The organism is Photobacterium toruni, assembly GCF_024529955.1.
GTDB lineage: Bacteria > Pseudomonadota > Gammaproteobacteria > Enterobacterales > Vibrionaceae > Photobacterium > Photobacterium toruni.
This window is the reverse complement of sequence record NZ_AP024855.1, coordinates 102,791-115,550: the sequence shown is the minus strand read 5'-3', so window position 1 is coordinate 115,550 and position 12,760 is coordinate 102,791. Positions and strand designations below refer to the sequence as shown.

Below are 12,760 nucleotides of genomic sequence, written 5' to 3'. Positions count from 1 at the left end.
AACAACAACCAAGTAATTGCGTTAATAAAACAAAGCCGACTGGATATTAAACAGTCTGTTGTACTATAAATTTCGTGATCAGGGACATGTTTGCTTTTCTTCTGTACAATAGAACGGCATAATATTGGCACAATAAATCAATGGACAATTCCCATGACTATCGAACAAGCATTAAAAACGCGTAGTGAATCAAAATGTGAGCTATGTTCTTCTGAAAACAATCTAGCGGTATACGCTGTTCCTGCTTCTGAAGACAAGAGTGCAGGTTGTTGTGTACTTCTTTGTGATACTTGCCGTGGTCAGCTTGAAAATCCAGAAACAACTGACGAAAACCATTGGCGTTGTCTAAATGACACCATGTGGAGTCAAGTTCCTGCAGTTCAAGTTATGGTATATCGCCAGCTTAAGCGTCTTTCAACTAAAACTGATTGGGCAATGGATCTCGTTGACATGATGTACTTAGAAGATGACGTTAAAGAATGGGCTGAAAAAGGTCTTGTTGAAGAAGAACAAGCATCAATCCCAACTCGTGATGCAAACGGTGCCATCCTTCAAGCTGGTGATAGCGTAACTATCATTAAAGATCTACCAGTTAAAGGTTCAAGCATGGTTATCAAGCGTGGTACACCAGTACGTAACATCAGCTTGACTGATAACCCACTTCACATCCAAGGTCGTGCTGACGGTGTGCAAATGGTAATCATCTCAGCTTACACTAAGAAGTAATTCTTACTGTATTTGAGAATAAAGAAAGCCCCTGTTGATATTATCAGCAGGGGCTTTCTTGTATTACTTTGTTATTTATCATGCCAATCTTGTTTTCTCTTATCCCACCCGACCCACATCAACCCACGCCCAAACAGTATCGTTAACACAAAATAGCCTCGATAATATATAACTAGTTGTGTTGTCGTGAGTTTGGTTCTTTATTTATATCGGGATAACTTTCTATTTATAATAAAATTAATCAATCGTTTACCTATTTTACTATAAGGCGCATAAAAGTATTTTGTTGTACTTAATGCTGCTTGATAGGTAATCGGGCGTAATTTAGACAGCCGTTCAAAGCCATCTCGGCCATGATAATGCCCCATTCCACTATGCCCAATGCCACCAAACGGCAAGTCATCTTGAGCAACGTGTAACATAACATCATTGATAGTAACTCCGCCTGAACGTGTTTGGTTTATTACCTGCTGTTGAACAGTTTTATCATTACTAAATAGATACAGTGCTAACGGGCGCTCTCTAGCATTAATATAATCCACTGCTTGTTGTATATTTTTATAGGTTATTATTGGTAATAAAGGTCCAAAAATTTCACGTTGCATAACAGTCATTACATCTGTTGGTTGGCAAATAAGTTGTAATGGAAATTTCCGCTGTTGTGGATCAGCGGCTGATTTAGGAATTAAATTAATGACCTTGGCCCCCAGCTCAACAGCATTTTCAACGGTATCACACAAACGACTAAAAGAGAGATCATCAATGATCGAGGTGTAATCAGGATGCAGAATATCCGTAAACCGTTGTGCCATGATTGCTTGAGATTGACGAATAACTTCACTTTCTAATGCTTGTGGAACCAACAGATAATCAGGAGCAACACACGTTTGGCCACTGTTATACATTTTACCGCCTAATATGCGCGATAAAGCTAAATGTACATCATAATCATCAGCTAAAATAACGGGGGATTTACCTCCTAATTCTAACGTGACAGGCACTAAATGGGTTGCAGCAGCGGCCATCACCGCTTTCCCTGTCGTCGTCGATCCGGTAAAAATAAGATGATCAAAGGCTAACTGTGAAAAGGCAATCCCTGTCTCTCCCTCTTCTGCAACGATATAAATCTGTTCGGCACTAAAGTCATGTGCAAATAATTGTTGTAATAACTGACATAAATGTTGCGAATTTTCTGACATTTTAACCATGACACGATTACCCGCAGCAAGTGCTGCAACCATAGGTGCTATAGTTAAAAAGAGTGGATAGTTCCATGGCACAATAATGCCTACAACACCTAATGGTTGTGGAATTACACTATTTCTTGCTGGCTTAAACCATAAAGAGGTATGCCGATGCTGAGGCTTCATCCACGCCTTAACATCTTTAATTGCACCATTTATCGACTCTAAAGACGTGAAAATTTCTAATAATGCTGTTTCAGTTGTAGAACGACAACCAAAATCGGCTGTAATTGCTTGGCAAATCTGTACCTGATGCTGAGTAATTAATTGCTTTAATATTTTTAAGTTCGTAATACGTTCTTCTACCGTTGGCATCGAATGCTGCATAAAAGCATCATATTGCCGCTGCCGATATTGTTCTAATTCCGTAACCGTTGTCATTAATAAGTTCATCATACCCTTCTTATAAAAAAGGCTTATAAAACGCAGTGTTCCCTATAATACTCACAACGTTAGTATTATAAATAGCCTTCTTTATTATCATATCGAATCGTGACACAACTATAATAGATTTTAACCTCTTATCTCTAGAATTTAGGCTAAACTTTATTACGTTAAAGGATAGCATTTTTCGGAGGGATAAAATGACACAGCCAATACTTTATACACTACGTCAATGCCCTTATGCCATTCGAGCACGTCTAGGGTTACGCCTTGCTGAACAAGAGATAGACATACGTGATATTACACTTACCGATAAACCCGTTGAAATGCTCAGCATTACGCCCAAAGGTACTGTTCCACTATTAGTGTTAAATAACGGCGATTATATTGACGAAAGTTTAGCTATTATGATTTGGGCATTAAATCAAAGTGATCCACACAACTTATTATTAGCCGATAGTACACATTTATTCCCAGAGATGATAAATCTCATCGCACGAAATGATTGTAAATATATTGCAGCATTAGAACACTACAAAGCTGATATTCGCTACCATAATTCAAATAGCATCATCTACCGTAATTTATGCCAATCTTTTCTTGATGATCTTGAATTGAGATTAAATAAGCACCGCTTTTTTATCTGTGATCATCCAAGCCTTGCTGATTACGCTATTTTGCCATTTATTCGACAATTTTCTCATGTTGAACGGCAATGGTTTCGCCATGCGCCTTACCCTAAATTAAAAGCGTGGCTAGAACAGCATTATCAAGACCCTATTTTTTCACGAGTAATGGAAAAGAGATCATTATGGCAATCAACGTCTTCCACCATAACTCACTCAGACAGCATTGCACTGTCTGAGTAAAAAAAAATTATCGACTACGACTAGCAAGATACTCATCTTGAAGCATATACATACGTTTAACGTCAGTATATTGCCCGTTGATGAAGATTTCTTTAACTAAATGACCTTCTTCAATAAAACCACATTCTTCATATAAATAAATGGCTTTTTCGTTTGCAGTAGCAACATGCAAATACACTTTATGAAGATTTAAGATAGTAAATGCATAGTTCAATGCACGATTAATCAATGCTCGAGCATAACCGCATCCTTGAAAATCAGGTGCAATAATGATTTGAAATTCAGCACTGCGGTGAATGCTATTAATTTCAACTAATTCAACTAAACCAATTGACTCGTTATCATTATTTTCAGCAATAAAACGTCGCTCAGTACTGTCATGAATATGCTTACGGTAAAGTTCTTCAAGCTCATAAAATGACTCATACGGTTCTTCAAACCAATATGACATAATGGCACGGTTATTGTTTAATTGATGAATAAAACGCAAATCAGTTTGTTCTAAAGCACGAAGACGAATTTCATTATTCATTATGGTTATCCATTTCCTAAAAATACTATTTTAAATAATATACAAATAAACAAATTACGCGTTAGAAAGTATCACTAAAACATAAAAATAAAAGATCAAAAATGTAAAACTTTACGTCAAATGAATCAAACTATAATTACTTGCTCATTCTCTGTTCTAATAAATCAATGAATCGCCGCACTTTTGCTGATAAATGTTTGCGACTTGGGTAAACAACGTACACATTCACTTGTGTATTATCAAACTCAGGAAACAATATCGTTAACTCTCCACGTTGTAGTTGTGGCTCAATATAAAAAGCAGGCACATGACAAATTCCCATACCATCAACAGCCATCGCAACAGTCATCGGAGTATTGTTACATCGTAACTTTTGCAGAACTTCAACGTTAATTATTTTGCCTTCTGGATCTGAATATTGCCAACGATTTGCATGTTTTAAGTTACTGTAACAAAGACAATGATGTTGATGTAATTCAGATGGGTGCGTTGGAAAGCCATGCTGCTGTAAATATTCAGGAGATGCTACAGTATGAATTTTACAGCTAAATAATCGCTTACAAATCAAACTAGATTCGGCTAACATTGCTGAAGTACGAATAGCTAGATCATATCCATCACCAACAACATCTACAGTTTTGTCACTTAAATCAATATCTAATTGCATCTCTGGGTAACGCGTTAAAAACTCACTAAATACCTGCTGTAAGTATTGGGATCCTAGCCATACTGGACAACTTATTTTCAATGTTCCTCTAGGATTTAAACTATTTTGTGACATCAATCCTAATGCTTGCTCTGCATCCATAATTAATTGCAAACATTCTTGATAATAAACCTCTCCCTCAGGCGTTAGCGCAACTGTTCGCGTAGTACGATTTAGTAATCGAACACCTAACCGAGCCTCAAGCTTATTAATTTCTTTACTGATATATGAATTTGAATGGCCTAAAACTTCAGCAGCGGCACCAAAGCCACCACTTTTGATAACTTGAACAAAAACAACAATACCGTCAAACAATCTATTATTAGTCATATGGAAATAGTTAAAACACTTATGCGCTATTAATTATATTTAGCTACTAATATACACTTAATCCACGCAATAAGAGCATTTATTATCTAACCTTATTATTCATAACAACATAATGTACGTCACAAGGAAATCAAATGAAATTACTGACCTTAGCAGCAAGCAGCAGCCGCCAATCAATCAATAAGCATCTAGCTATGTATGCCGCATCATTAGTAACTGGGGCCGAGGTGGATATTTTAGATATTAATGATTTTGAAATGCCGCTTTATAGTATTGATCGTGAAACAGAAACCGGCATTCCAGTATTGGCGAAAGACTTCTTAAACCGTATTGCTCAAGCTGATGCCATCATTATATCATTTGCAGAACATAATGGTTCATACACTGCCGCATATAAAAACCTCTTTGATTGGGCATCACGCATCGATCCTAAAGTGTACCAAAATAAACCTATGCTACTATTAGCAACATCCCCCGGTCCTAGCGGCGCTAGCACAGTATTAACAGCGGCGGTTAACTCAGCCCCTTATTTTGCTGGTGATGTAAAAGCATCACTCTCTATCCCTAGTTTTTATGATAATTTTGATCTTGAAACGCAGCAATTAACGAATACTGAATTTCATCAAAAATTACAAACACTAGTAACTACATTATAATAATACCGTTCTAAATAAAGGCAGTATCCGATTAATAATACTGCTTTATAGCATCAAATATTGATATTAAAATAAACTTGGTTGTGAGTGATTATCAGCATTTAATGCTTCAATTGATGACACTCCATCAAAATGAACAATCCATGCCATGTTGCTACGAGGGAACTCTTTTGCAATCGATTTTTTAAGTTGTTTAAGTAAACTAACACTATTAAAAATCATTGTTTGATTATCAAAACCAAATTGATTAAATACAAAATGTTCAGCATCTTGCTTTAGTACAACAATACCACGATCTTTTTTAAACGTTCTGGCCTCTATCGCCTCTCCTGCCGCCATCGTAGGTAACGCACGTTGAACAGTTTGAAATAATTGAGATATATGAACTTTAGCCATGACTAACCGACCTTCACTAATAATCTTAAAAGTAATGGTATATCATAGAGTGTTATGATTCCTATACACCATTCAATTATAGTTAACGTAAATATAAATAAGACTTACACTGCCATTATCCTATTCATTTCCAAGTCATTAATCGCCTGTGTTACAGTTGTTATCATTACGTAGCAACGATATAATTTACAGAACTTTTTTTACGAGACTCGCTAATAATGTCACGTTTTAGCCAATTTTTTCATACACACTGGAAATTAATAAGCCTACTAATACTTGCTTTAATTACCGTATTATCTTTAACACCTCAAACTGAACTGCCTGTAGTCGCAGGAACAGATAAAACTCATCACTTTATTGCTTACGCCACATTAATATTTGCCGTCGCTTTTGTTAAACCAAAACAATGGTTCTTGATTGCTGTCTTTTTCTTTTGTTGGAGCGGTGCAATTGAGTTAATTCAACCTTATGTTAACCGCTATGGCGAATGGCTTGATCTTGCAGCAAATACCGGAGGATTAGTCTGTGGATTTATCGTTGCTAGAATAATGGCGTATCTTTGCAAAAAAGTAAGTTAACTATTAATACGAGTAATCTCTACCTAACAGTAAACATAATAATGGTTATTTACGCTTATGTTGTCTATATATAACTATATCGTCTTAATAAGACTTTTTTGACTATCTTAAACAATAAAAACAGTACCATATAGACTGATAATTCAGCATTTTTAAGTACCCAACATCATCATAATTCAATATAAGATTACTATTTTCAATACTCTAATTTATTACCACTCATAAAATTACAAAAAAAAACATTTTCAATCAAATAGTTATATCGCACCTCATACTTTTTAGATGAAAATCAAAAGCAATGCTTATGATTCGTAAACTTGTATTACATAAAAAATGCGAGCAATATCCAAAAAATTATATCTAACTGGAATGTGATGTTTCTATGTATATCGTCATAATAAAAAATGACATAACGAGACGGATACTCAGATAGCATAGTAATAGCTAATTTGTTAACTTAATGTTTTTACAATCAACAACAAAACAAATAAAGCATTACACTAAGGTAATGTGGGGAAGAAAAATGAATCCTGAAGATAAACAGTTTGCTGTTATTGGCCTTGGTCGTTTTGGTATGTCGCTGTGCGAAGAACTTAGCGAGCGTGGTGCACAAGTATTAGCGATTGATATTAATGAAACATGTGTTCGTCAAGCAGCCGATATTGCGACTCAAGCTGTTGTTGCTGACTGCTCAAATGAAGCGACCATTTCAGAACTAAAACTTGATGATTATGATTTAGTAATGGTAGCTATTGGCGATGATATTAATGCGAATATATTAACTACGCTATTATTAAAAGATGCTGGTGTAAAAACTGTCTGGGTCAAAGCCAAAGATGCCCCTCATTGTAAAATTCTTTCAAAAATTGGCGCTGATAAAATCATAAGACCAGAACTTGACATGGGCATTCGTATCGCACGCAACATGCTAGACAAACGGGTATTTGAGTTTTCAGAGCTAGGCAGTGGTATTTCACTCGCTGAAGTTGTTGTAACGGCACGTAACATGGGTAAGCCCATTTCTAAACACCCTTGTGCAAGTAGCGATCAAACACAAGTGTTGGCACTTAAGCGTGGTCCTGAAGTACGTAAGGCACCAGATATGGAAATGGAAATGCAAGTTGGTGATATCCTTATCATTACAGGTCCTGAAAATGTTCTATCAGAAACATTAAGAAAGTTATGAGTTTTATCCCTAACCGGACAATGTATGTCCCTATAAAAACAAATAAGCGCGATAAGCGATGGTCTGAGCCAAAAATTATCATTTTTAGTTTTTTGGCTATTTTGATCCCTGGCGCTATTTTACTAACGTTGCCTATTTTTTCAGTTTCAGGTCTCAGTTTTGTTGATGCGCTTTTCACAGCGACATCTGCGATTAGTGTTACTGGACTTGGTGTTGTTGATACGGGCACTCACTTTTCCACCAGTGGCAAAGTACTGCTAATGATCTTAATGCAGATTGGTGGCCTCGGGCAAATGACCTTATCTGCTGTTTTGTTATATATGTTTGGCTTACGCGTTAGTTTACGTCAACAATCGCTAACAAAAGAGCAACTCGGGCAAGAGAAATTTATTAACATTCGCCTACTTGTAAAACATATCATTATCTTTGTGATCATATGTGAATTGATCGGTACATTTTTCCTTTCATTACGCTGGGTGCCGATGATGGGATGGGATAAAGGGCTATTTACGGCTGTTTTCCATGCAATATCAGCCTTCAATAATGCCGGATTTTCACTTTTCTCTGATAACTTAACCCAATATGTTGATGATCCTTTAGTTATTATTACTATTGCAATGCTTTTTATTTTGGGTGGTTTAGGCTTTACTGTTATTTCAGATTTACAGCGTAATTTGCATCGAGGTTTTCATTTCTTATCTCTGCATTCAAAAATAATGATTATCGCAACACCTATATTATTATTCGCAGGTACGATAATGATTTGGTTACTTGAACACGATAATATGCAAACTTTGGGCAGTTTAAACACCTCAGGGCAATGGCTTGCTGCATTTTTTCAATCAGCAACAGTACGTACGGCTGGCTTTAATAGTGTCAATATTGGTGCATTTACAGAACCCGGTTTATTAGTGCTCATGTTATTAATGCTAATTGGTGCAGGTCCAACGTCTACGGGAGGGGGGATTAAAGTATCAACCTTTATTGTGGCCATTTTAGCAACTTGGTCATTTTTAAAGCAACGTGATCGTGTCGTTCTTTTTAAGCGTACTATCTCAAATCAAACAGTGACTAAATCATTAGCGATTATTGTTGTAAGCGGTATTGTATTATTAATCGCAATGTTTGCTTTAATGCTTACAGAAAAAGCACCTTTCTATGAGGTGATGTTTGAAACTATTTCAGCCTTTGCAACTGTTGGTGTCACTGCAGGGTTAACTGCAACATTATCTGAACCCGGTAAATACATCATCATTATTGTAATGATTATTGGTCGTCTTGGTCCATTAACACTGGCTTATATGTTGGCTCGTCCAAAACCAACATTACTGCGTTATCCTGAAGATAACGTTGCTACGGGTTAATGCCCACAACCGCACAGTAATTATTACTCTATAAAATAGCACTCTATAAAAAGGCGTATTTTCTAATTAAAGAAATATGCCTTTTTATTTACAACTGATCACTATCGAGGAATATCTAAGGATAAATGATCGTCAAATCCAGTCGCGACTAAATGCTCATAAGCTTGCCACACTACCGTTGGAATAACCTGTTCAGTAGAAAAACCTAATGCTGGATAATAACGAATTCGTTGTAAATCCCCTACCATCACATTTACCATATCACCGTAGCTAATCACATCATTCGCAAACTCATCAAATGTTAATGGTGGCGATGTAACCACAGCGTTCTTATTCAACCATAACTTTTCAAACGTTGCGAGCGTTCGACGTTCCATAAACGGCTTTTGAACCAAGATAAATCGCTGAGGATCAAGCTTTTTAAGAGCAAGTAATTCTCGCGTTTTTATTATATTATCACCCGTATTCGTTGCGAGAGGCTCAATATAAATACATTCACTCGGAACCCCCATTTCACGAGCAATATTCGCAAAATGTTCCGCTTCAGAACATGGAAATAGTCCCTCAGAGATCTCACCAACATTACCAGAGAACACTATATAAGGTGCATACCCTTTCAAAAAAAGTTGCGCGGCATATTCTGCAACTCGAATATCATTGCTACACAATACAAACAAGCAATCACTGTTCACTAATGGTTGATGTAGTACATGATAGTCCCAAACAATGTTAGCTGAACGATAAATTCCTAACGACATACGCAGTCCTTTTGGTATCAATCTATTATTTCTATAAGATACGCGATCTCAATAAAAAAATCATAATGCGAATCAATAATTACCAGCCTATAACCCTTTTAACAACTATAAAAAAGTGGAATAAGCCTTCACTTATTCCACTTCTTTAGTTGTACTAACTATTAACTAATTAGCGTTGCCACCATTCTGGTAAAATAGCGATACTCGTACCGTGTTGATCACTTAACCATGCTTGTTCACTTTCAATCGTTAACTGTAACTGCATCGAACGCTCAACCAATGTTTCTAAGCTTTTTAATTCTTCATCACGGATAAAGACAACTGATACATTATTTAATGCACTAATTTTAGTCTTATTCGCTTGCCACCACACAGGAGCGGCATGATCACCATAAGCATAAACAATTACTTTCTTAGCGCGATGTGATGCTTTACGAATACGTTTTTCGTCAGGTAAGCCCAACTCTACCCATAATTCAATGTCATCGACTAAGTTTTTAGTCCACAAATCAGGTTCTTCTGCAGAACTTACACCTTTAGTGAATTGTAATTCTGTATCTGCATTTAATCCCCAAGCAAGCACTCGCAGCATAAAGCGTTGTAATGTTTCTGATGGATGACAAGCAACAGTGTGCTGACCATCCAGATAAACATGGCGATCCATGTCTGCTACGTTCATGTTTACTTTATATATAGTGGCACTGATCGCCATGGGTAACCCTTTCTGTTTATTACTAAATAATAGTGCAGGTAAATAACTAATATCCTATTTACCTACACAAAAAATACCGATATAACCTTAATCAGAAAATAATGTATATAACGATATATTTTGCTGAATAAGATCTTCTTTTTGTGCTTTTGTTAATCGTTTTTTAATTCGATATTCAAATTGCATTGCATCACGTTTAGAGTTAACTTTTTGCGACCATGTTAATGTCAAAGGCCCTTTCCCCTTAAGGTATTTTGCTCCTTTTTTACTATATTGATGTTCTTCAAAACGACGACAAACATCAGTAGTAACGCCACAATAAAGCATTCCTTTATGAGTACGAATAAGATAAACAAACCAAGCCGTGGTCGACATAATAACAGGCCATAAAATAAACAGGCCCAACACATAATGTTGAGCCTATATAAACAATAAAACTGCAGTAATACAGGCAGGATAATCTACCAGTATTCATTAATAATAGAAACTACTCAGTCAATGATTCTAACATTTCTTGCAACTCAGCAAGCTGTTGCTTTAACTGTTCTACATCTTGCTCTAATACAATAATTCGCTCTTCACTCACAATACTACTCGTGGTTACAGATTTTACTGGCGAATAATTATTAATATCGATCTCACCACTGAGTAAATGCATGTAGCGGCAATCACGCTTACCTGACTCTTTAGGTAACTTAACAACATAAGGCCCATTATCTGTTGATGCTAATTTTTCAAGTACGGTTTCAGCTTCTTGTGTATCAGAAAAGTCACATAAGCGGTTAGTACGAGTACGAATTTCGCCCGCGCTTTGTGGACCTCGTAATAATAGAACAATAATTGCAGCTAATTCTTGCTTAGTAAATTGTAATGAACCGAACTCAGTATTACAAAAACGATGCTGAAACTTAGATACACGACTACCAAAACTGGATACGTCGCTTACCATACGTTTTTCTTTAAGCTCTTCAAGAGTATCAAGTACCGTAGCATCATCAAGCGCCATTACAGGCTCCCTGCTTGATTTTTGATTACATGCTGTCGTCAACGCATTAAGCGTTAAAGGATATTGATCTGGAGTAGTAATTTCTTTCTCTAGTAAACAACCAATCACTCGAGCCTGGTGTTCTGTTAACTGCATATCCATGATCATCCTCTTTATCTTACTTAGATGGCTTTCTAGCAAACGTAAGATCTCGACACTTATTACTCAATAAAAACGTTGCGACAAGGCAGTGTCAAAATACTTTAAGAAGACTAGCACATTTATCTTTGCCAGCAAGTAGTTAGCTTATAAAATATGCAAATTATAGACATAAACAACTAAATATTAGTTTTCATTATGACTAACTAAAGAATGTGAGTATTCTGCGGTTACAAATTGATCGCGTCCATTTTCTTTTGCTTGATATAATAAGGTATCAACAGCTTGATATAAATTTTCGACCAATTCCAATCCGGTAGGTACCCATGAGATAGCACCTTGACTTACCGTTAATTGATCACTAATTAATGAATCATCATGTGGTATTGCTAACCGCTGAATCATATCTTTTAAACGCTGGCACTCTTTAATTGCGCGTTTCTCATCACAATTACAAATAAGTATAATAAATTCTTCACCACCATAACGACCACAAATTTCCCCCGCCCTATTGAATGTTTTTTTCAAGTTTGATGATAATAACTTTAAACAATTATCTCCTTCTATATGTCCTTGATAATCATTAAATAATTTGAAGAAATCGACATCAAGCAGGATGATTGTTAATGGTAAATTATTACGCCCATGTAATGCTATAAACTCTTTTAATTTTTGGTCAAGATAACGACGATTAGCAAGTTTGGTTAATGGATCTTTATTAGCTTGTTCTAACAATAGCTTATTCACTTTCTGCAATTGTACAGTCGTATGTTTTAACTTCTGTCGCATTACAGCAATACGGCTCATTGCTTGCATTTTTGCAGCTAAAATAATTGAATTAACAGGCTTAACTAAATAATCATCACCACCAATATCAATTGCTTTCGCTATAATATGAGGATCATTAAGACCGCTCAAAAAGATAATCGGCACCCACTCTGGATACCGGTGTCGAAGGATATATACTGATTCAATGCCATTTTTCCCTGGCATTTCAATATCAATTAATAACAAATCAGGCTGAAAAACTGCGTAACATTCCAACAATTCAGCACCTGATGATACTGACTTAACATGATGACCAAGATTTGTTAAACATGCAGCTAAATATAATCGCTCACTAGCAACATCATCAGCAATTAAGATCCGCATCGCTCCCATATTAAATCCTTTCA

15 protein-coding genes are annotated in these 12,760 nt (G+C 36.1%); 6 read left to right on the top strand and 9 right to left on the bottom strand.

The features are described 5' to 3' along the window. Window positions 1-153 precede the first annotated feature (153 nt). On the top strand, window positions 154-726 hold the full coding sequence (locus OC457_RS14680) for a PhnA domain-containing protein (protein ID WP_065176687.1): 573 nt from the start codon (window positions 154-156) through the stop codon (window positions 724-726). 200 nt (window positions 727-926) lie between these two features. On the opposite strand, the gene OC457_RS14675 is transcribed toward OC457_RS14680, so the two are convergent. Continuing rightward, a complete protein-coding gene (locus tag OC457_RS14675; protein WP_235866912.1) occupies window positions 927-2,366 on the bottom strand; it encodes a coniferyl aldehyde dehydrogenase in 1,440 nt (479 codons plus the stop codon). 188 nt (window positions 2,367-2,554) lie between these two features. On the opposite strand from OC457_RS14675, the gene OC457_RS14670 reads away from it, so the two are divergent. Further along, window positions 2,555-3,223 (top strand): glutathione S-transferase, encoded by a 669-nt coding sequence (locus tag OC457_RS14670; RefSeq protein WP_080174076.1) that lies wholly within the window; start codon window positions 2,555-2,557, stop codon window positions 3,221-3,223. A 7-nt stretch (window positions 3,224-3,230) separates the two neighbouring features. Here the strand turns inward: OC457_RS14670 and speG are convergent, their stop codons facing one another. Next, the gene (gene speG, locus OC457_RS14665; protein WP_080174075.1) at window positions 3,231-3,755 is read right to left on the bottom strand and encodes a spermidine N1-acetyltransferase; all 525 of its coding nucleotides are present in this window, start codon (window positions 3,753-3,755) and stop codon (window positions 3,231-3,233) included. A 136-nt stretch (window positions 3,756-3,891) separates the two neighbouring features. Continuing rightward, a complete protein-coding gene (locus OC457_RS14660) occupies window positions 3,892-4,791 on the bottom strand; it encodes a LysR family transcriptional regulator (protein ID WP_080174074.1) in 900 nt (299 codons plus the stop codon). A 134-nt stretch (window positions 4,792-4,925) separates the two neighbouring features. On the opposite strand from OC457_RS14660, the gene OC457_RS14655 reads away from it, so the two are divergent. After that, the gene (locus tag OC457_RS14655; RefSeq protein ID WP_080174073.1) at window positions 4,926-5,447 is read left to right on the top strand and encodes an NADPH-dependent FMN reductase; all 522 of its coding nucleotides are present in this window, start codon (window positions 4,926-4,928) and stop codon (window positions 5,445-5,447) included. Between the two features lie 66 nt (window positions 5,448-5,513). Here the strand turns inward: OC457_RS14655 and OC457_RS14650 are convergent, their stop codons facing one another. After that, window positions 5,514-5,843, bottom strand: coding sequence for a hypothetical protein (locus tag OC457_RS14650; protein ID WP_080174072.1), 330 nt, complete (start codon window positions 5,841-5,843; stop codon window positions 5,514-5,516). 218 nt (window positions 5,844-6,061) lie between these two features. On the opposite strand from OC457_RS14650, the gene OC457_RS14645 reads away from it, so the two are divergent. The 3 genes from OC457_RS14645 (at window position 6,062) to OC457_RS14635 (ending at window position 8,971) form a co-directional block, all read left to right on the top strand. After that, window positions 6,062-6,421: a VanZ family protein gene (locus tag OC457_RS14645; protein ID WP_080174071.1), complete on the top strand. Its 360-nt coding sequence runs from the start codon at window positions 6,062-6,064 to the stop codon at window positions 6,419-6,421. A gap of 523 nt (window positions 6,422-6,944) precedes the next feature. After that, window positions 6,945-7,607 carry a potassium channel family protein gene (locus OC457_RS14640; protein ID WP_080174070.1) on the top strand — a complete coding sequence of 221 codons (663 nt, stop codon included), beginning with the start codon at window positions 6,945-6,947 and terminating at the stop codon, window positions 7,605-7,607. Then, window positions 7,604-8,971 (top strand): TrkH family potassium uptake protein, encoded by a 1,368-nt coding sequence (locus tag OC457_RS14635; RefSeq protein WP_080174069.1) that lies wholly within the window; start codon window positions 7,604-7,606, stop codon window positions 8,969-8,971. Before OC457_RS14640 ends, OC457_RS14635 begins: the two co-directional genes overlap by 4 nt. Before the next feature lie 101 nt (window positions 8,972-9,072). Here the strand turns inward: OC457_RS14635 and OC457_RS14630 are convergent, their stop codons facing one another. The 5 genes from OC457_RS14630 to OC457_RS14610 form a co-directional block, all read right to left on the bottom strand. Then, window positions 9,073-9,729: a YdcF family protein gene (locus OC457_RS14630; RefSeq protein WP_080174068.1), complete on the bottom strand. Its 657-nt coding sequence runs from the start codon at window positions 9,727-9,729 to the stop codon at window positions 9,073-9,075. Between the two features lie 169 nt (window positions 9,730-9,898). Further along, window positions 9,899-10,441 carry a YaeQ family protein gene (locus OC457_RS14625; RefSeq protein ID WP_080174067.1) on the bottom strand — a complete coding sequence of 181 codons (543 nt, stop codon included), beginning with the start codon at window positions 10,439-10,441 and terminating at the stop codon, window positions 9,899-9,901. A gap of 87 nt (window positions 10,442-10,528) precedes the next feature. Then, a complete protein-coding gene (locus tag OC457_RS14620; protein ID WP_080174207.1) occupies window positions 10,529-10,816 on the bottom strand; it encodes a GIY-YIG nuclease family protein in 288 nt (95 codons plus the stop codon). Between the two features lie 112 nt (window positions 10,817-10,928). Next, a complete protein-coding gene (locus OC457_RS14615) occupies window positions 10,929-11,588 on the bottom strand; it encodes a YceH family protein (RefSeq protein ID WP_162841681.1) in 660 nt (219 codons plus the stop codon). A 183-nt stretch (window positions 11,589-11,771) separates the two neighbouring features. After that, on the bottom strand, window positions 11,772-12,746 hold the full coding sequence (locus OC457_RS14610) for a GGDEF domain-containing response regulator (RefSeq protein WP_080174065.1): 975 nt from the start codon (window positions 12,744-12,746) through the stop codon (window positions 11,772-11,774). Window positions 12,747-12,760: the final 14 nt, after the last annotated feature.